The 18,385-nt window shown below is 55.0% G+C and carries 18 protein-coding genes and 1 tRNA gene; 14 read left to right on the top strand and 5 right to left on the bottom strand.

Annotated features, from left to right (window positions below):
* Positions 1-68: 68 nt before the first annotated feature.
* Positions 69-1,049 carry a tRNA-modifying protein YgfZ gene (ygfZ, locus tag ACOTYN_RS04070; protein WP_014885137.1) on the bottom strand — a complete coding sequence of 327 codons (981 nt, stop codon included), beginning with the start codon at positions 1,047-1,049 and terminating at the stop codon, positions 69-71.
* Between the two features lie 294 nt (positions 1,050-1,343).
* On the opposite strand from ygfZ, the gene sdhE reads away from it, so the two are divergent.
* Positions 1,344-1,610 (top strand): FAD assembly factor SdhE, encoded by a 267-nt coding sequence (gene sdhE, locus ACOTYN_RS04065; protein ID WP_010435322.1) that lies wholly within the window; start codon positions 1,344-1,346, stop codon positions 1,608-1,610.
* Entirely contained in the window at positions 1,591-2,001 is a 411-nt protein-coding gene (locus ACOTYN_RS04060; RefSeq protein WP_014885136.1) for a protein YgfX, read from the top strand. The genes sdhE and ACOTYN_RS04060 overlap by 20 nt, the downstream gene beginning before the upstream one ends.
* A gap of 5 nt (positions 2,002-2,006) precedes the next feature.
* Here the strand turns inward: ACOTYN_RS04060 and fldB are convergent, their stop codons facing one another.
* Positions 2,007-2,528, bottom strand: coding sequence for a flavodoxin FldB (gene fldB / locus ACOTYN_RS04055; RefSeq protein WP_050862328.1), 522 nt, complete (start codon positions 2,526-2,528; stop codon positions 2,007-2,009).
* A gap of 101 nt (positions 2,529-2,629) precedes the next feature.
* On the opposite strand from fldB, the gene xerD reads away from it, so the two are divergent.
* From xerD to lysS, 5 genes are all read left to right on the top strand, one after another.
* The gene (gene xerD, locus ACOTYN_RS04050; RefSeq protein WP_014885134.1) at positions 2,630-3,526 is read left to right on the top strand and encodes a site-specific tyrosine recombinase XerD; all 897 of its coding nucleotides are present in this window, start codon (positions 2,630-2,632) and stop codon (positions 3,524-3,526) included.
* Between the two features lie 28 nt (positions 3,527-3,554).
* A complete protein-coding gene (gene dsbC / locus ACOTYN_RS04045) occupies positions 3,555-4,268 on the top strand; it encodes a bifunctional protein-disulfide isomerase/oxidoreductase DsbC (RefSeq protein ID WP_014885133.1) in 714 nt (237 codons plus the stop codon).
* 5 nt (positions 4,269-4,273) lie between these two features.
* Positions 4,274-6,007 (top strand): single-stranded-DNA-specific exonuclease RecJ, encoded by a 1,734-nt coding sequence (gene recJ / locus ACOTYN_RS04040; RefSeq protein ID WP_032635612.1) that lies wholly within the window; start codon positions 4,274-4,276, stop codon positions 6,005-6,007.
* 90 nt (positions 6,008-6,097) lie between these two features.
* Positions 6,098-7,196, top strand: a protein-coding gene (gene prfB, locus ACOTYN_RS04035; RefSeq protein WP_096059326.1) for a peptide chain release factor 2 whose coding sequence is annotated in 2 segments (ribosomal slippage) — positions 6,098-6,172 and positions 6,174-7,196 — 1,098 coding nt in all. Because the reading frame shifts where the segments join, the coding sequence is not laid out codon by codon here.
* Positions 7,197-7,205: 9 nt separating this feature from the next.
* Positions 7,206-8,723, top strand: a complete 1,518-nt coding sequence (lysS, locus tag ACOTYN_RS04030) for a lysine--tRNA ligase (protein WP_014885130.1) — start codon at positions 7,206-7,208, stop codon at positions 8,721-8,723.
* A 38-nt stretch (positions 8,724-8,761) separates the two neighbouring features.
* On the opposite strand, the gene idi is transcribed toward lysS, so the two are convergent.
* On the bottom strand, positions 8,762-9,304 hold the full coding sequence (idi, locus tag ACOTYN_RS04025) for an isopentenyl-diphosphate Delta-isomerase (RefSeq protein ID WP_023337726.1): 543 nt from the start codon (positions 9,302-9,304) through the stop codon (positions 8,762-8,764).
* Positions 9,305-9,468: 164 nt separating this feature from the next.
* On the opposite strand from idi, the gene actS reads away from it, so the two are divergent.
* From actS to arsC, 7 genes are all read left to right on the top strand, one after another.
* Positions 9,469-10,212: an amidase activator ActS gene (gene actS / locus ACOTYN_RS04020; protein ID WP_023338764.1), complete on the top strand. Its 744-nt coding sequence runs from the start codon at positions 9,469-9,471 to the stop codon at positions 10,210-10,212.
* 80 nt (positions 10,213-10,292) lie between these two features.
* A tRNA-Gly gene (locus ACOTYN_RS04015) sits at positions 10,293-10,366 on the top strand.
* A gap of 733 nt (positions 10,367-11,099) precedes the next feature.
* Positions 11,100-11,450, top strand: a complete 351-nt coding sequence (gene arsR / locus ACOTYN_RS04010; protein WP_014885112.1) for an As(III)-sensing metalloregulatory transcriptional repressor ArsR — start codon at positions 11,100-11,102, stop codon at positions 11,448-11,450.
* 48 nt (positions 11,451-11,498) lie between these two features.
* Positions 11,499-11,861, top strand: a complete 363-nt coding sequence (arsD, locus tag ACOTYN_RS04005) for an arsenite efflux transporter metallochaperone ArsD (protein ID WP_014885111.1) — start codon at positions 11,499-11,501, stop codon at positions 11,859-11,861.
* A 17-nt stretch (positions 11,862-11,878) separates the two neighbouring features.
* A complete protein-coding gene (arsA, locus tag ACOTYN_RS04000; RefSeq protein WP_071922918.1) occupies positions 11,879-13,630 on the top strand; it encodes an arsenite efflux transporter ATPase subunit ArsA in 1,752 nt (583 codons plus the stop codon).
* Between the two features lie 47 nt (positions 13,631-13,677).
* Complete coding sequence (arsB, locus tag ACOTYN_RS03995; RefSeq protein ID WP_071922919.1) at positions 13,678-14,967, top strand: arsenite efflux transporter membrane subunit ArsB; 1,290 nt, start codon at positions 13,678-13,680, stop codon at positions 14,965-14,967.
* A gap of 12 nt (positions 14,968-14,979) precedes the next feature.
* Positions 14,980-15,405, top strand: coding sequence for a glutaredoxin-dependent arsenate reductase (gene arsC, locus ACOTYN_RS03990; RefSeq protein ID WP_014885108.1), 426 nt, complete (start codon positions 14,980-14,982; stop codon positions 15,403-15,405).
* A gap of 75 nt (positions 15,406-15,480) precedes the next feature.
* On the opposite strand, the gene ACOTYN_RS03985 is transcribed toward arsC, so the two are convergent.
* Positions 15,481-16,551, bottom strand: a complete 1,071-nt coding sequence (locus ACOTYN_RS03985; RefSeq protein ID WP_332956383.1) for an ABC transporter ATP-binding protein — start codon at positions 16,549-16,551, stop codon at positions 15,481-15,483.
* Positions 16,544-18,313 (bottom strand): ABC transporter permease, encoded by a 1,770-nt coding sequence (locus tag ACOTYN_RS03980; protein WP_071922921.1) that lies wholly within the window; start codon positions 18,311-18,313, stop codon positions 16,544-16,546. The genes ACOTYN_RS03985 and ACOTYN_RS03980 overlap by 8 nt, the downstream gene beginning before the upstream one ends.
* Positions 18,314-18,385 lie beyond the last annotated feature (72 nt).

Genomic DNA, 18,385 nt, shown 5'->3' with positions numbered 1-18,385 from the left:
CTATGTTCCCGGTCTGATCTGTCACCTATGTATCCGGTCATACAGCAGCGCCACCGGGCGATACAGCATCACTCTTCCAGCGAATACGGTAACGGCTCAATACTCAACGTATTCGCATCATCACGCACGCGGAACACGCTGTCGGCTTCCATGTCGTTGTTCATGACGGCCTGGACTAAAAGACGACCATCATCCAGCTGTACGGCGGCTAACACGGTGCCGGTACGGCGCCAGTTATCGCCCATTTTCAGCTCTAAATCTTCACCCGCTTCCGGTACGCGGCTGGCATGACCTGCCAGTGTCCACAGTGCACGTTTATTTGCCCCACGGAATTTTGCACGCGCCACCATCTCCTGGCCGGTGTAACAGCCTTTTTTAAAGCTGATGCCGCCCAGCGCCTGCAGGTTGGTAGCCTGTGGAATAAACTGCGCGCTGTTGGCGGCGTCAATGATCGGCAGACCGGCTTCAATATTCAGCGCCAGCCACTGCTGGCTGTTGTTGAGCTGCGCTTCACCGCGCAGTGCTTCGGTGACGCGTTCGGCGGTTGCGGCATCCGTGACAAGCAGGAAGCGCTCCGCCGGATGTTCAAACCACAGGATGGAGGTGGCCCCCTCGCTGACGACCTGTTTTTCTGCATCCGGCAGCTCAGCAAACAGATTTTTCAGCGCGGCACGTGCCTGGAAGCCCGCCACGCCCAGCAGAACATGTTCGTCGTCCGGGACGATAGTGACTTTGGAAAAGACTGCATACTTTTTCAGCTCTTTGAGCTGCGCATCTCGCAGGCTGCGGCGTTCAATAAAGGCAAACCCGTCCTGACGGCGAAACAGACGCAGATTGCTCCACATTTTGCCTTTGGGGTCACAATGCGCCGCCAGCAGGTGCTGGTGTTCGGTCATCTGGCTGACGTCGGCGGTGACCTGGCCCTGGAGGTATTTTTCGGCGTCGGCGCCGGCGAGCGTCGCCAGCGCCCAGTCATCAAGAGAAATAAGCGTCAGCGGCAGACGCGCAGAGGCGGCGGGCTGGCGAGGAGAAAATGGTGTAAATGCCATAACGATATCCTGAATTGCTTAACGCTTTGATAATGCCTAATGGTAAAAGAGCCTGCTGGCAATGCAAGCGCTTTCAGCAGACCATTTGTGCCATAAACCGGTTATGCGTAGCGCTACGCAAAATAGTGTAATCCGCTGTCTTTGTAGGGGTTATTCTGGAAGCCTGCTCGTTGATCGCAATATTCCAGTAATGAAACGGTCAAAAACACGTTACACTAGCTGGTGTCCCCGTAGAGAAATAAAGAACACTGAACGGGGGCCCGACTGTGCCAAACGTAATGCAGGAAACTGAACATGGATATTAACAACAAGGCCCGTATTCACTGGGCATGCCGTCGCGGCATGCGTGAACTTGATATTTCCATCATGCCTTTCTTCGAATATGAGTATGACAGCTTAAGCGATGATGATAAGCGGCTGTTTGTTCGCCTGCTTGAGTCTGACGATCCGGATTTATTCAACTGGCTGATGAACCACGGCAAACCCGCCGACACCGAGTTGCAACGGATGGTGCAATTAATTCAAACACGGAATCGGGAACGTGGTCCTGTGGCAATCTGATCTTCGCGTCTCGTGGCGCTCGCAGTGGATGTCGTTAATGCTCCACGGCCTGGTTGCGGCCATCGTGTTACTCATGCCATGGCCCCTGAGCTATACGCCGCTGTGGCTGCTGTTACTTTCGTTTGTCGTTTTTGACAGCGTACGCAGCCAGCGTCGCATTAATGCTCGTCAGGGTGAGATCAAGTTACTGATGGATTCCCGCCTGCGCTGGCAGGGAAAAGAGTGGGATATTCTGGGCATGCCATGGATGCTCAACTCCGGCATGATGTTACGGTTACGCAATGTGGACGGCGGGCGTTGCCAGCACCTGTGGCTGGCGGCTGACAGTATGGATGCTTCAGAATGGCGAGATCTGCGCCGGATGTTGTTGCAACAGCCGACGCAGGAGTAGCCCACTCAGCTAAATTTTTCTGCCAGTTCGCCAAGTATCTGTTCGCACCAGGCCTGCAGGCGCTCGTCGCTGAGATCGTACTGATTGGTTTCATCCAGCGCGAGTCCGACAAACAGCTGGCCGTCGGCAATGATCGGTTTTTGACTGGTGAACTCGTATCCTTCGGTTGGCCAGTAGCCGATAAACGTCGCCCCTTTCGGTACCAGTTTGTCATGCAGCATGCCAAGTGCATCAAGAAACCATTCGCCGTAGCCCAACTGATCGCCCATGCCGTACATCGCAATGATTTTGCCGTCGAGATTGACTGAATCGAGCTGATCCCAGATAGCTTCCCAGTCTTCCTGTATCTCACCAAAATCCCAGGTTGGGATGCCGAGGATCAGTACATCGTACTGTTCCATCAGCGCGACCGCGTCATCTTTCAGGTTATGCAACGTCACCAGTTCGGGGCCAATGATGTCGCGAATTTTCTCTGCCGCCATTTCGGTGTAGCAGGTGCTGGAACCATAGAAAAGACCAATATTCATCGCGTAACTATCTCAATTCATGCTTTGACTTTGTGCGTAGTGTACCAGAAACCGGTCGCAATCAGGCATAATGGCCTGACTGCAGAATCAAAGGGGCCGATGTGGAAAAGGATCTCGCACTCGTTGAACAGTTTCTCGATGCGCTGTGGCTGGAGAAAAATCTGGCCGAGAACACGCTCAGTGCCTATCGGCGCGATCTCACCATGCTGGTGGAGTGGCTGGCGCGTCGCGAATTATCGCTGGCGAGTGCGCAAAGCGACGACCTTCAGGCGCTGCTCGCGGAACGGGTTGAAGGGGGCTATAAGGCCACCAGTTCTGCACGCTTGCTCAGCGCGATGCGTCGGCTGTTCCAGCATCTCTACCGTGAGAAGATTCGGGAAGACGATCCGAGTGCGCTGCTGGCGTCCCCTAAACTCCCGCAGCGGCTGCCGAAAGATCTCAGCGAAGCACAAGTTGAGAGATTATTACAGTCACCTGCTGTTGACCTGCCGCTGGAGTTACGCGATAAAGCCATGCTTGAGCTATTGTATGCTACCGGTTTGCGTGTCTCTGAACTGGTTGGCCTGACGATGAGCGACATCAGCCTGCGTCAGGGCGTGGTGCGCGTCATCGGTAAAGGAAATAAGGAAAGGCTGGTGCCGCTGGGAGAAGAAGCGGTTTACTGGCTGGAAACGTATCTTGAGCATGGCCGTCCATGGTTGCTCAATGGCGTGTCTATCGACGTCTTGTTTCCGAGCCAGCGCGCACAGCAGATGACACGACAAACGTTCTGGCATCGCATCAAGCATTACGCCACACTGGCGGGTATCGACAGTGAAAAGCTTTCGCCGCACGTATTGCGTCACGCTTTCGCGACGCATCTGTTAAACCACGGCGCAGATTTACGCGTGGTGCAGATGCTACTGGGACACAGCGATCTTTCTACGACGCAAATTTACACCCATGTCGCGACGGAACGCCTGCGGCAGCTACACCAACAGCACCACCCTCGTGCGTGAGTGCCGACAAATTGTAACGGGATCAACTATGAAAAAGTCTTTCGCGCTGTTCACCCTGCTGGCAGCCTCTTTTACCGGGTTCGCCCATGCGGATGACGCCGCTATTAAACAGTCACTGGCTAAACTGGGCGTTACCAGCAGCGACATCCAGTCTGCACCGGTTGCCGGGATGAAAACGGTACTGACTAACAGCGGCGTGCTGTATGTCACCGAAGACGGCAAACATATTATTCAGGGGCCAATGTATGACGTGAGCGGCGCGCAGCCGGTCAATGTCACCAACCAGCTGCTGATGAAAAACCTGAATGCGCTCGAAAAAGAGATGATCGTCTATAAAGCGGCGCAGGAAAAACATGTGATTACCGTCTTCACCGACATCACCTGTGGCTACTGCCACAAGCTCCATGAGCAGATGAAAGACTATAACGCGCTGGGCATTACCGTGCGTTACCTGGCCTTCCCGCGTGCAGGCGTGCAGAGCCAGCCAGAGCAAGACATGAAAGCGATTTGGTGTGCGAAAGATCGCAACAAAGCGTTTGACGATGCGATGAGCGGTAAAGAGGTTAAGCCTGCGTCCTGCGATATCGATATTGCTAACCACTACGCGCTGGGCGTGCAGTTTGGCGTAAGCGGTACGCCAGCGATTGTCCTGAGCAATGGCTATGTTGTGCCGGGTTACCAGGGACCAAAAGAGATGAAAGAGTTCCTCGACGCGCACCAGAAACAGTTTGGTGGTAAATAATCCGCGTGAAAGCCCCGATAAAATTGCGCCGCCGCGAGGCGGTTGAACCGGTTGATTTGCCAGACGATCTCCCACCCCTGCTGAAGCGTCTCTACGCCAGCCGCGGCGTGCGCAGTGCTGAGGATCTTGAACGCAGCGTCAAAGGGATGCTGCCCTGGCAGCAGCTCAACGGCATCGAAAAAGCCATCGAAATGCTCTACAACGCGCTCCGTGAGGGAACGCGTATTGTGGTGGTAGGGGATTTCGATGCAGATGGCGCAACCAGTACGGCCTTGAGCGTATTGAGTCTGCGCGCGCTGGGCTGCGATAACGTCACTTACCTTGTGCCGAACCGCTTTGAAGACGGTTACGGCCTCAGCCCGGAAGTGGTCGATCAGGCTCACGCCCGCGGGGCACAGATGATCATGACCGTTGATAACGGGATCTCTTCCCATGCAGGTGTCGATCATGCGCACGCGCTGGGGATCCCGGTGTTGGTCACCGATCACCACTTGCCGGGTGAAACATTGCCGGACGCTGAAGCGATCATCAATCCCAACCTGCGCGACTGCGATTTCCCGTCAAAATCTCTCGCCGGTGTGGGGGTAGCGTTTTATCTGATGCTGGCGCTGCGGACCCTGCTTCGTGATAAGGGCTGGTTCGAATCACGCGGTATCGCCATACCAAACCTGGCCGAATATCTCGACCTGGTGGCGCTGGGTACCGTCGCGGATGTCGTGCCGCTCGATACCAATAACCGTATTTTGACCTGGCAGGGCTTAAGCCGCATTCGCGCGGGCAAGTGCCGTCCGGGGATTAAGGCGCTGCTGGAAATTGCCAACCGCGATCCGCTCAAGCTGGCGGCAAGTGATTTGGGTTTTGCCCTCGGGCCGCGTCTGAACGCTGCCGGAAGGCTGGACGATATGTCCGTCGGTGTGGCGCTGCTGCTGTGCGATAACATCGGCGAAGCGCGCGTCCTGGCCAATGAGCTCGACGCGTTGAACCAGACCCGTAAAGAGATAGAGCAGGGAATGCAGGCCGAAGCGCTGACCCTTTGCGAAAAACTCGAACGCAGCGGTGAAACGCTGCCGGGCGGGCTGGCGATGTATCATCCTGAGTGGCATCAGGGTGTGGTTGGCATTCTGGCCTCGCGCATTAAAGAGCGCTTCCACCGCCCGGTGATCGCGTTTGCCCCGGCTGGTGACGGCACGCTGAAAGGCTCTGGCCGTTCGATTCAGGGTCTTCACATGCGTGATGCACTGGAGCGTCTGGATACGCTGTACCCGGGCCTGATGATCAAATTTGGCGGCCATGCGATGGCGGCGGGTCTGTCGCTGGAAGAGGCGAAATTTGACGAATTTCAGCGGCTATTTGGTGAACTGGTCACCGACTGGATTGACCCTGCCTTGTTGCAGGGAGAAGTGGTGTCCGACGGCGAGCTCTCACCGCATGAGATGACAATGGACGTGGCGCAGATGCTGCGCGATGCCGGTCCGTGGGGACAGATGTTCCCTGAACCGCTGTTCGACGGCCGTTTCCGCCTGCTTCAGCAACGTATCGTCGGCGAGCGTCATCTGAAAGTCATGGTTGAGCCCGTTGGCGGCGGACCGCTGCTGGACGGCATCGCCTTCAACGTCGATACGGCCATCTGGCCGGACAACGGCGTGCGCGAGGTCGAACTGGCATACAAACTGGATATCAACGAGTTTCGCGGAAACCGCACCCTTCAGATCATCATCGACAATATCTGGCCAATTTAGCGGCAGTAATCTCTATAAAAAAGGGCGTGGATTCGGTACAATCCCGCTCTTATCACCGCATTTTGACAAGTCCATAAAAGAAAACAGACCATGTTTGAAATTAATCCGGTAAAAAACCGTATTCAGGACCTCACGGAGCGCTCTGACGTTCTTAGGGGGTATCTTTGACTACGATGCCAAGAAAGAGCGTCTTGAAGAAGTAAACGCCGAGCTGGAACAGCCGGACGTCTGGAACGAACCTGAACGCGCACAGGCGCTGGGTAAAGAGCGTTCCTCTCTCGAAGCTATCGTAGATACGCTGGATCAAATGGCTCAGGGGCTGGAAGATGTTTCCGGTTTGCTCGAGCTGGCCGTCGAAGCCGACGACGAAGAAACCTTTAACGAAGCCGTGGCAGAACTCGACGTGCTGGAAGAGAAGCTGGCGCAGCTGGAATTCCGTCGTATGTTCTCCGGCGAATACGACAGCGCTGACTGTTACCTCGATATTCAGGCAGGTTCTGGCGGTACCGAAGCGCAGGACTGGGCCAGCATGCTGACGCGTATGTACCTGCGTTGGGCAGAAGCGCGCGGCTTCAAAACCGAAATCATCGAAGAGTCTGAAGGTGAAGTGGCCGGTATTAAATCCGTCACCATCAAGATCATTGGCGACTACGCCTACGGCTGGCTGCGTACCGAGACCGGCGTTCACCGTCTGGTGCGTAAGAGCCCGTTCGACTCCGGTGGCCGTCGCCATACCTCCTTCAGCTCGGCGTTTGTTTACCCGGAAGTTGACGAAGATATTGATATCGAAATTAACCCGGCGGACCTGCGTATTGACGTTTATCGCGCCTCCGGTGCGGGTGGTCAGCACGTTAACCGTACGGAATCGGCGGTGCGTATTACCCACATTCCAACCGGGCTGGTAACACAATGCCAGAACGACCGTTCCCAGCATAAGAACAAAGACCAGGCCATGAAGCAGATGAAAGCGAAGCTTTATGAGCTGGAGATGCAGAAGAAAAATGCTGAGAAACAGGCGATGGAAGATAACAAGTCCGACATCGGTTGGGGCAGCCAGATCCGTTCTTACGTCCTTGATGACTCCCGCATCAAAGACCTGCGTACCGGGGTTGAAACCCGTAACACGCAGGCGGTGCTGGACGGCAGCCTGGACCAATTTATCGAAGCAAGTTTGAAAGCAGGGTTATGAGGAACCAACATGTCTGAACAACAAGCACAGGGCGCTGACGCGGTAGTCGATCTTAACAACGAACTGAAAACCCGCCGCGAGAAGCTGGCAGCGCTGCGTGAGCAGGGCGTGCCGTTCCCGAACGATTTTCGTCGTGACCACACCTCAGACCAACTGCACGCTGACTTCGACGGTAAAGAGAACGAAGAGCTGGAAGCGCTGAACATCGAAGTGGCCGTTGCTGGCCGTATGATGACCCGTCGTATTATGGGTAAAGCCTCCTTCGTGACTTTGCAGGACGTGGGTGGCCGTATTCAGCTGTATGTTTCCCGTGACGATCTGCCGGAAGGCATCTACAACGAGCAGTTCAAGAAGTGGGATCTGGGCGATATCCTTGGCGCGAAAGGTAAACTGTTCAAAACCAAAACCGGTGAACTGTCTATCCACTGTACCGAGCTGCGTCTGCTGACCAAAGCGCTGCGTCCGCTACCGGACAAATTCCACGGCCTGCAGGATCAGGAAGCGCGCTATCGTCAGCGTTATCTGGATCTCATCTCTAACGATGAATCCCGCAAGACCTTCAAAATTCGCTCCCAGATCATGGCCGGTATTCGCCAGTTCATGGTGAACCGCGACTTTATGGAAGTGGAAACCCCGATGATGCAGGTGATCCCAGGCGGTGCGTCTGCCCGTCCATTCATCACCCATCATAACGCCCTGGACCTGGACATGTACCTGCGTATCGCGCCGGAACTGTACCTGAAGCGTCTGGTGGTAGGTGGCTTTGATCGCGTATTCGAGATCAACCGTAACTTCCGTAACGAAGGTATCTCCGTTCGTCATAACCCAGAGTTCACCATGATGGAACTCTATATGGCGTATGCAGATTATAAAGATCTGATCGAGCTGACTGAATCCCTGTTCCGTACCCTGGCGCAGGACATTCTGGGCACCACCCAGGTCCCTTACGGTGAAGAAGTGTTCGACTTCGGCAAGCCGTTCGAAAAACTGACCATGCGCGAAGCGATCAAGAAGTACCGTCCTGAAACCAACATGGCGGATCTGGATAACTTCGACTCTGCGAAAGCGATCGCGGAAAGCATCGGTATCAAGGTTGAGAAGAGCTGGGGTCTGGGCCGTATCGTGACCGAGATCTTCGAAGAAGTGGCCGAAGCGCACCTGATTCAGCCGACCTTCATCACCGAATACCCTGCTGAAGTGTCTCCGCTGGCGCGTCGTAATGACGAGAACCCGGAAATCACTGACCGTTTCGAATTCTTCATCGGCGGCCGTGAAATCGGCAACGGCTTTAGCGAGCTGAACGATGCGGAAGATCAGGCGCAGCGCTTCCAGGATCAGGTTGATGCGAAAGCAGCGGGCGATGACGAAGCGATGTTCTTCGACGAAGACTACGTGACCGCGCTGGAGCACGGCCTGCCACCGACGGCGGGTCTGGGTATTGGTATTGACCGTATGGTCATGCTGTTCACCAACAGCCACACCATCCGTGACGTGATCCTGTTCCCGGCGATGCGTCCGGTGAAATAAGGCATTAAGATGTAAAAAAAGCCCCGTTAGGGGCTTTTTTATTGCGCGGCAAACGCTCTCAAAGCGTCTCGTGCGACCGTTGCTTCCAGCACCATCCACGGGCTGAAACCCCAGGGCGCGGCGTTTAGGGCCTGGAACAACGATTCCAGCTCAACCCATTCAAATTCCATCACTTCTTCGTGATTAATACGCAGTTCGCTGGTAATACGTGCCGCGAATACCGGGCAAATCTCATTTTCCACAATCCCGGAAGGATCGGTTTCGCGGTAGCGAAACTCGGCGGCCACGGGGGTAATCGCCGTGATTTCAGCGCCAACCTCATAGCGGCAGCGGCGGATAATCGCCTCTTCCGTCTTTTCACCGGTTTGAGGGTGCCCGCAGACGGAATTCGTCCAGACGCCCGGCCAGGCTTTTTTGCTTAGCGCGCGTCGGGTGACCAGACACTCCCCTTCGGCGTTAAACAGCCAGGAGGAGAAGGCCAGATGCAGAGGGGTTTGGGTGGTGTGTGCGGCGTACTTTTCCTGAGTGCCAATCACCATTCCCTGGTCGTTTACCAAAATAACGTGTTCTTGAATACTCATTCGTGCTCCAGTGCCAACGATGCGGATGGTTCTGCACCATCAGCAGAGCAGTATTATACGGCATTCTTATACGAACGGTTTGACCCACAGAGCGGAAAAGGGCTGACCCATTTCTGCCAGGGCTGGTATCATAGGGCGCCATTCACGCTGACCGAGGATCTGTTTTGTTTGCAGGAAGCCTGACGAGAAACCCCATCATCGCCATTTTTTGCCTGACGCTGACATTATTACTGGCCGGCTGTTCGGGGAGTAAATCTTCAGATATGGGCAGCTATTCCGGTTCGGTCTACACCGTTAAGCGCGGTGACACGCTGTATCGGATTTCGCGCGCGACGGGGACCAGCGTGAAGGATCTGGCGCGTCTGAATAACATCTCTCCACCGTATACCATCGAAGTGGGGCAGAAGCTGAAGATTAACGGCAGTTCGACCTCGGGTAAAAAATCCTCTGCAAAAGGCAAAACCGCTAAAGTGACGCCATCCTATGCGGTGCCGCAGTCCTCCTGGCCACCGGTCGGTCAACGCTGCTGGATTTGGCCAGCCAGCGGTAAAGTGGTGCTGCCGTACTCCCTGTCTGAAGGGGGGAACAAAGGCATTGATATCGCCGCTGCACGCGGTACGCCGGTTTATGCCTCAGGCGCAGGTAAGGTGGTTTATGTCGGTAACCAGCTACGCGGCTACGGCAACCTGATCATGATTAAGCATGGCGAAGACTACATCACGGCCTATGCGCACAACGACACGATGCTGGTCAATAACGGGCAAAACGTCAAAGCAGGGCAGAAGATTGCCACCATGGGCAGCACGGGAACGGATTCGGTGAAGCTGCACTTCCAGATTCGTTATAAGGCGACGGCCATCGATCCGCAGCGTTATCTTCCGGCACCCGGCAGCAAACCGAAGTGCTAAGTGATTATTTTATCGCCACTTAGTGGTGAAGAGGCTTGTATGAAGAGGCGTAAGGTCTATAATGCCTTACGCACCTCAAAGCGGGCGTAGTTCAATGGTAGAACGAGAGCTTCCCAAGCTCTATACGAGGGTTCGATTCCCTTCGCCCGCTCCACTCCTTTAAAAGCCTTGTAACCTCTTCCCTTTACCTTGAACAACAAGCTTCTGTTTTACTTGATTATTTCTTTTTGCTGGTTTATGGGATCAGTAATAAGTTTACATCTGGGGAGCGGTATAATTTTGCGTATCACATCCAAACTGATAAATCAGAGACGCATTTAGTCACTGCTGATATTTCTTATCCCGGAAAATAAAGGACTGTACTCCCTGGTGCGGTAATTAGCCATTCCAGTGATCTGGCTGGCCTCCTGTACCCTGTGACGCCTGGGCGTAAATGCAGGTCAGTATAAATACGATCAGAGAATGCTGTTGTTCGTCTTCAAAGATAAAGCTATGACGTTCAAGTCCTTCTAATACTTCCTCAAGCGACAATCTGATCATTTATCTTCCCCGTTGCAGCCTCGCATCCATGCACGACAGAAGATCCAGCCGATGACGAGCCATAGCACTGACAGCGCCACTATTTCTAAAAAGATTTTCATTTTGTTTTGGTGAGTGATTATTATCCTGGTAACGTTTCTGGGCGGTATTATTACTGGTGAGATCTGATGGGGCAAGTAACTAATTTTAATCGGGTATTAGTGATTCTAATAATTTCCTCCCCCTTATAAGACGTAAAGCATCCGTCGTGATTCAAACCCATTATTAAAAACATATGTGTTTTTCCGAATGTGTATTGAGTTTTCGTTCATGCCGGGTATCCTGTTGGTAAATACTCAGGAGGTTTGATGTCACTAACATCCTTACAACTCTTCAAATACCTCTCCGATGAAACCCGTCTGGGCATCGTACTGCTGCTCAGAGAGATGGGAGAGTTGTGCGTATGCGATCTCTGCACGGCACTGGATCAGTCACAGCCCAAGATCTCCCGCCACCTGGCAATGCTACGGGAAAGTGGGCTATTGCAGGATCGTAAGCAGGGCAAGTGGGTTCACTATCGTCTTTCCCCGCATATTCCGTCATGGGCTGCTCAGGTGATTGAGCAAGCCTGGTTAAGCCAGCAGGACGACGTACAGGCCATCGCCCGTAAGCTGGCAACGGCAAATTGCTCTGGTAGCGGTAAGGCTATTTGTCTCTAAAAAAATTTGCCTGAACATATATGATTTTTCAAATGTGAGGTGTTCAGAATGAAAACGTTAACGGTGTTTGACCCGGCATTGTGCTGCAGTACCGGCGTATGTGGTTCAGATGTCGATCAGGTTCTGGTTGATTTTTCTGCGGATGTGCAGTGGTTGAAAGGACGCGGCGTACAGGTGGAACGTTACAACCTGGCGCAGCAGCCCATGAGCTTCGTTCAGAACGAAAAAGCGAAAGCCTTCCTTGAAGCCTCGGGAGCAGAAGGGCTTCCGCTGCTGTTGCTGGACGGTGAAACGGTAATGGCCGGGCGATATCCAAAACGCGCTGAGCTGGCTCGCTGGTTTGGGATCCCGCTGGAAAAAGTGGGCTTAGCGCCCACCGGCTGCTGTGGTGGGAAGACTTCCTGTTGCTGATTATGTCGGGAGGACATATGAAATTCTTACAGAATATCCCGCCTTACCTGTTTTTTACCGGAAAGGGCGGTGTGGGCAAAACCTCCATTTCCTGCGCGACGGCTATCCGCCTGGCGGGACGGGGTAAGCGGGTATTGCTGGTGAGTACCGATCCCGCTTCCAATGTCGGCCAGGTCTTTGATCAAACTATCGGTAACACGATCCACTCTGTTAATGCCGTTCCCGGGCTTTCCGCTCTGGAGATTGACCCACAGGAAGCTGCACAGCAGTATCGCGCCAGAATCGTTGATCCTGTTAAGGGGCTTTTGCCTGATGACGTCGTTAACAGCATCAGCGAGCAGCTTTCCGGCGCCTGTACGACTGAGATTGCGGCGTTCGATGAGTTCACCGGTTTATTGACAGACGCTTCCCTGCTGACCCGCTTCGATCACATCATTTTTGATACAGCGCCGACGGGCCACACGATCCGCCTGCTCCAGCTTCCCGGTGCATGGAGTAGCTTCATTGAAAGTAACCCGGACGGTGCTTCCTGTCTCGGCCCGATGGCCGGGCTGGAAAAGCAGCGTGAGCAGTACGCACACGCGGTAGAGGCGTTATCCGATCCTGCGCGTACCCGTCTGGTTCTGGTTGCACGACTGCAGAAATCCACTTTGCAGGAAGTCGCCCGCACCCATGAAGAACTGGCGGCGATCGGCCTGAAAAACCAGTATCTGGTGATTAATGGCGTTTTGCCGGCAGCCGAAGCGGAACATGACGCACTGGCTGCTGCGATATGGCAACGGGAGCAAGAGGCACTGGCAAATCTTCCTGCCGGTTTATCCGGGCTGCCGACAGATACCTTATTACTGCAACCCGTCAACATGGTTGGCGTGTCGGCATTAAAGGGCCTGCTGGACAGCCGTTCTGAGGCATTACCGCTCCCTGCAACGAATGCCCTGGATACGCCTGAAAACGCATCGCTCTCTGGCCTGGTCGAGGATATCGCCCGTAACGAACACGGCCTGATTATGCTGATGGGCAAAGGTGGCGTGGGTAAAACCACGATGGCGGCTGCCGTCGCCGTCAGGCTGGCAGACATGGGGTTTGATGTCCATCTCACCACCTCCGATCCCGCCGCACATATCAGCACAACGTTAAATGGCAGCCTGAATAACCTGCAGGTCAGCCGGATCAACCCACACGAGGAAACCGAACGCTATCGCCGGCATGTCCTTGAGACGAAGGGAAAAGATCTGGACGAAGCAGGGAAACGGCTACTGGAAGAAGATTTACGTTCCCCCTGTACTGAAGAGATCGCCGTCTTCCAGGCATTTTCCCGCGTGATCCGCGAAGCAGGTAAGCGGTTTGTGGTGATGGATACGGCTCCCACGGGGCATACGCTGTTGCTGCTGGATGCAACCGGTGCTTATCACCGCGAAATTGCCAAAAAAATGGGCGACAAAGGCCATTTTACTACCCCGATGATGCAGCTCCAGGACCCGGAGCGAACCAAAGTGCTGCTGGTTACGCTTGCGGAAACCACTCCTGTGCTGGAGGCAGCGAATTTGCAGGCCGATCTTGAACGCGCGGGGATTCATCCGTGGGGCTGGATTATCAATAACAGCCTTTCTATTGCGGATACGCATTCTCCATTGCTTTGCCAGCGCGCCCGGCAGGAATTGCCGCAGATTGAGGCGGTTAAGCATCAGCATGCTGACCGTATAGCGCTTATTCCGTTACTGGCGTCAGAGCCTGCCGGTATCGAAAAGCTCAGAGCGTTGATGCGTTAATTTATTGGTTAATACAGGGCGGCAGAGCCGCCCTGTCAGGAGGTTTTATGTTACTGGCAGGCGCTATTTTTGTCCTGACCCTTGTTTTGGTTATCTGGCAGCCGAAGGGGGTGGGAATTGGCTGGAGCGCGACGCTGGGCGCAGCCCTGGCTTTAATTTCAGGCGTTGTGCATTTAGGCGATATTCCGGTGGTGTGGAATATCGTCTGGAACGCGACGGCAACGTTTATTGCCGTCATTATTATTAGCCTGCTGCTTGATGAATCCGGCTTTTTCGAATGGGCAGCGCTGCATGTATCGCGTTGGGGGAATGGTCGGGGCCGTTTGCTCTTTACCTATATCGTTCTGCTCGGCGCAGCGGTAGCGGCACTGTTTGCCAACGACGGTGCTGCTCTTATTCTGACACCGATCGTGATTGCCATGCTGCTGGCATTAGGGTTCAGCAAAGGCACCACGCTGGCATTCGTGATGGCCGCCGGGTTTATTGCCGATACCGCCAGTCTGCCGCTTATCGTGTCGAACCTGGTGAATATTGTTTCGGCAGACTTCTTCGGTCTGGGGTTCACCGAATACGCGTCGGTGATGGTCCCGGTCGATATTGCAGCCATTGTTGCCACGCTGGTGATGCTGCATCTGTTCTTTCGCAAAGATATCCCGCCGACTTACGAGCTGTCTCTTCTTAAGACACCGGCAAAAGCGATTAAAGATCCGGCGACGTTTCGTACCGGCTGGGTCGTTTTAATTCTGTTGCTGGTAGGTTTTTTCGTCCTTGAGCCGCTCGGTATTCCGGTGAGTGCGATTGCGGCGGTGGGGGCCGTCATCCTGTTTGCTGTGGCGAAACGCGGCCATGCCATTAACACGGGCAAAGTGCTGCATGGCGCACCCTGGCAGATAGTCATCTTCTCGCTGGGGATGTACCTGGTGGTCTACGGTCTGCGCAACGCCGGGCTTACCGAATACCTTTCAGGTGTGCTGAACGTGCTGGCGAATAAAGGACTCTGGGCCGCGACGTTGGGTACCGGCTTCCTGACGGCATTCCTGTCCTCCATCATGAATAACATGCCGACCGTGCTGGTTGGTGCGCTCTCTATTGATGGCAGCACCGCAACCGGTGTTATCAAAGAGGCGATGATCTACGCCAACGTGATTGGCTGCGACCTGGGGCCAAAAATCACCCCTATTGGGAGCCTGGCAACGCTGCTCTGGCTGCATGTCCTTTCACAGAAGAACATGACGATTACCTGGGGATATTATTTCCGCACCGGGATCGTTATGACTCTGCCTGTGCTGTTTGTAACGCTGGCCGCGCTGGCGCTACGTCTCTCTTTCACTTTGTAATGAGATACTGTTATGAGCAACATCACTATTTATCACAACCCGGCCTGCGGTACGTCGCGTAATACGCTGGAGATGATCCGCAACAGCGGAAATGAACCCACCGTCATTCATTACCTGGAGAATCCGCCGTCTCGCGATGAACTGGTCAAACTCATTGCAGATATGGGGATCACGGTACGGGCACTGCTGCGTAAAAATGTCGAGCCTTATGAAGAACTGGGGCTGGCGGAAGATAAGTTTACTGACGATCGGTTAATCGACTTTATGCTGCAGCATCCGATCCTGATTAACCGGCCTATTGTCGTGACGCCGCTGGGAACCAAACTGTGCCGTCCTTCAGAAGTGGTTCTGGATATTCTTCCGGATGCGCAGAAAGCGGCTTTCGCGAAGGAAGACGGCGAGAAGGTCGTTGATGAAACAGGTAAACGATTGAAATAAGTATGGAGGAGCGCATTCGCGCTTTGATTGTCGGCCTGCCATCCCGTTTAGCCACTGAATGGCAGGCCGATTTCTCTAGTTTTTCGGGAATATCCAGACATGCTTCTCTGGCAGCGATAGATGACAATGCTGCGGGTCGCGAAGCTCATTCCCGTAAGCGCGGATCACGAAATCATCCCCCGCCGTGCGGAACAGGTACTCCCAGCGGTCGCCAAGATACATGCTGGTGAGGAGCGGCAGCGCAAGCTGATTTTCCCCCGGCCCCTCGACCACCGCCACGCGCTCGACACGGATCACCGCCGTAGCCTCATTACCGCTCTGCACCCCTTCACCCGCCTGGCCCCAGAGCACCCAGTCTTTTCCTGCAATGCGTGCTTTGCCGTCGCGTACTTCGGTGATTTTGCCATGCAGGCGGTTATTACTGCCCATAAACTCGGCCGTAAACAGCGTTTTCGGCGAACCGTACATCTCCTGCGGTGTACCCTGTTGCTCAATTTTACCGTTGTTGAGCAGCAGGATGCGGTCAGAAATCGACATCGCTTCGTTCTGGTCGTGCGTCACCATCAGCGCGGATAACCCGAGCTTAATGATCAGCTCGCGCAGAAATACGCGGGCCTCTTCGCGCAGTTTGGCATCGAGGTTGGACAGCGGCTCGTCCAGCAAAATCACCGGCGGGTTATAGACCAGCGCCCGGCCAATCGCCACGCGCTGCTGCTGCCCGCCTGAGAGCTGGTGCGGGTGACGTTTACCAAGATGACCGAGACCCAGCTGGTCCAGCACATCCTGTACGCGTTGCTGGATCTCTTTAGTCGGGACTTTACGCAACTTGAGCGGATAGGCCACGTTTTCAAATACGGTTTTGTGCGGCCACAAGGCGTAGGACTGGAACACCAGCCCCAGGTTACGCTCCTCCGCCGGAACCTCGCTGCGCGGCGTACCGTCATAAACTTTATTTTGACCAATGACAATCGACCCCTGAGTCGGTTTTTCCAGACCCGCGACGGCGCGCAGCAGGGTGGTTTTGCCGCTTCCGGAAGGGCCCAGCAGGGAGACCACTTCGCCGCGTTTCAGGTTCATGGAGACCCCTTTTAAAACAGGATTGTCGCCGTAGGTTAAGTGCAGATCGTCAACCGCTAATTCAATCATGTAATTTCACTCCGAAACGAAGGGCAATGCCCAGACCTACCACGACCAGCAGGATATTAATGAAAGAGAGCGCCGCCACGATATCAATTGCACCCGCGGCCCACAGGGAAACCAGCATCGAGCCGATGGTTTCCGTGCCGGGGGAGAGCAGGTACACACCGGTTGAATATTCGCGCTCAAAGATCAGGAACATCAGCAGCCATGAGCCGATAAGCCCGTAGCGGGAGAGCGGAATGGTGACATGGCGGGTGATCTGGCCGCGCGTCGCGCCGGTGCTGCGTGCCGCCTCTTCAAGCTCCGGCCCCACCTGCAACAGCGTGGAAGAGATGAGCCTCAGTCCGTAAGCCATCCACACCACGGTATAAGCCAGCCAGACGCTGAAAATGGTGCTGCGCAGCGAGCGCAGCCAGACGATGACGTTTTCGCGCATCCAGTCGGTCCAGACGAATCCGGAAAGCCAGCCGGATTTCAGGGCGTTATCCAGCCACATCGGCAGGAACAGAAACACCCACAAAAAGGCCAGACCCGCCAGCAATCCCGGCACGGCGCGCGGCACCAGCACGCTGTAATCCAGGAACCGCGTGGTGTTGTCCGGTTTACGGTGCATGGCAATACCAACAAACAGGTAGCACGCGACGGCCAGTGCGCCGCCAATCACGCCAATCGACATCGAGTTGACGATGGCGCGCAGCAGGTTAGGCTGCGCCCAGATGGTGCGAAAGGTACTCAGCGAAAGCTCGTCCCACAGTGAAACGCCCACCCCCCAGTTGGAGATGAACGCGCGCAGCACCACGCCAAGCAGGGGAACGCCGATGGTGACAGTCAGCCAGAAGGCGACCACCGCCCCGGCCACCCAGCGCCATTTACCCAGTGGTAACGCGCGAGCCTGAGAGGCTTTCCCTTTCATGGTGACAAAGCGGTTGGCGGTGCGCATCAGGCGACGCTGGAGCATGACCAGCGGGATAGTGATGCAAATCAGCACCACGGCGACCGCCGCCATCAGATGATAGGAAGGCGTTCCGAGCTTGTTCGTCAGTTGGTACAGATAGGTCGCCAGCACCATGTTGCCTTCCGGATCGCCAAGTACCAGCATCAGACCAAACACTTCCAGCCCGAGGAAGAACAGCAGCACGATGGCGTACAGGATGGATGGCCGCACCATCGGCAGGCTGACGGAGGTCATCACCTGTAGCGGAGAGGCGCCCGCGGTGCGCGCGGCTTCTTCCACATCGGAGCCCACGCTACGCAGCGCGGAGGAAATATAGAGATAGGCATGCGGAACATGCGTCAGGCCGGCAATGACCACGATGCTCGAAATGTCATAGATGTTCCACGGCACAAAGCCGATCAGCGCCTGTGCCCACAGGGACAGAAAGCCCACCGGACCGGCAGCCACCACATAGCCAAAACCCAGCACCATCGGTGAAACGAAAATCGGGACCAGGATCAGCGGTTCGATCAGGCGTCGGCCTGGCAGATCGGTACGCACCATCAGAAACGCCAGCACGCCACCCAGCGGAATGGCAATGATGACCAGCCCGAACGCGAGAAGAAAGCCGCTTCTCAGGGCCTTGTAGAAATCAGGGTCGGTGAAGATAAAACCAAATGATTCAAGGCTCCACTCTTTTGCCGGGGAAAAGAACGGAGCTGACAGGAAGCTCTGTATCACGATAAACGACAGTGGCGTATAGATAACCAGGGCGGTTATCAACACGACAATACCGCGCGGCAGGCTTTGCCACTTTCTGCGTAATGTATTCATGGGGTATCCCTGGTGTTGCAGCCCGGAAAAATGAACTCAGTCAGATGAACAGACGCGCGACGGCGCACGCCG

The sequence above is a fragment of the Enterobacter cloacae complex sp. IR5458 genome (assembly GCF_049238025.1).
Classification (GTDB): Bacteria; Pseudomonadota; Gammaproteobacteria; order Enterobacterales; family Enterobacteriaceae; genus Enterobacter; species Enterobacter kobei.
The sequence above is the reverse complement of the archived record's forward strand: the minus strand, read 5'-3'. Positions and strand labels throughout refer to the sequence as shown.

What these genes read in the sequence shown, in the direction of transcription:
- ACOTYN_RS03985 (WP_332956383.1), bottom strand. Translation starts at nt 16,551, where the DNA reads ATGATTGAATTAGCGGTTGACGATCTGCACTTAACCTACGGCGACAAT.
- idi (WP_023337726.1), bottom strand. Translation starts at nt 9,304, where the DNA reads ATGAGTATTCAAGAACACGTTATTTTGGTAAACGACCAGGGAATGGTG.
- arsD (WP_014885111.1), top strand. Translation starts at nt 11,499, where the DNA reads ATGAAAACGTTAACGGTGTTTGACCCGGCATTGTGCTGCAGTACCGGC.
- sdhE (WP_010435322.1), top strand. Translation starts at nt 1,344, where the DNA reads ATGGATATTAACAACAAGGCCCGTATTCACTGGGCATGCCGTCGCGGC.
- arsC (WP_014885108.1), top strand. Translation starts at nt 14,980, where the DNA reads ATGAGCAACATCACTATTTATCACAACCCGGCCTGCGGTACGTCGCGT.
- dsbC (WP_014885133.1), top strand. Translation starts at nt 3,555, where the DNA reads ATGAAAAAGTCTTTCGCGCTGTTCACCCTGCTGGCAGCCTCTTTTACC.
- lysS (WP_014885130.1), top strand. Translation starts at nt 7,206, where the DNA reads ATGTCTGAACAACAAGCACAGGGCGCTGACGCGGTAGTCGATCTTAAC.
- fldB (WP_050862328.1), bottom strand. Translation starts at nt 2,528, where the DNA reads ATGAATATTGGTCTTTTCTATGGTTCCAGCACCTGCTACACCGAAATG.
- ACOTYN_RS03980 (WP_071922921.1), bottom strand. Translation starts at nt 18,313, where the DNA reads ATGAATACATTACGCAGAAAGTGGCAAAGCCTGCCGCGCGGTATTGTC.
- arsA (WP_071922918.1), top strand. Translation starts at nt 11,879, where the DNA reads ATGAAATTCTTACAGAATATCCCGCCTTACCTGTTTTTTACCGGAAAG.
- ygfZ (WP_014885137.1), bottom strand. Translation starts at nt 1,049, where the DNA reads ATGGCATTTACACCATTTTCTCCTCGCCAGCCCGCCGCCTCTGCGCGT.
- arsR (WP_014885112.1), top strand. Translation starts at nt 11,100, where the DNA reads ATGTCACTAACATCCTTACAACTCTTCAAATACCTCTCCGATGAAACC.
- arsB (WP_071922919.1), top strand. Translation starts at nt 13,678, where the DNA reads ATGTTACTGGCAGGCGCTATTTTTGTCCTGACCCTTGTTTTGGTTATC.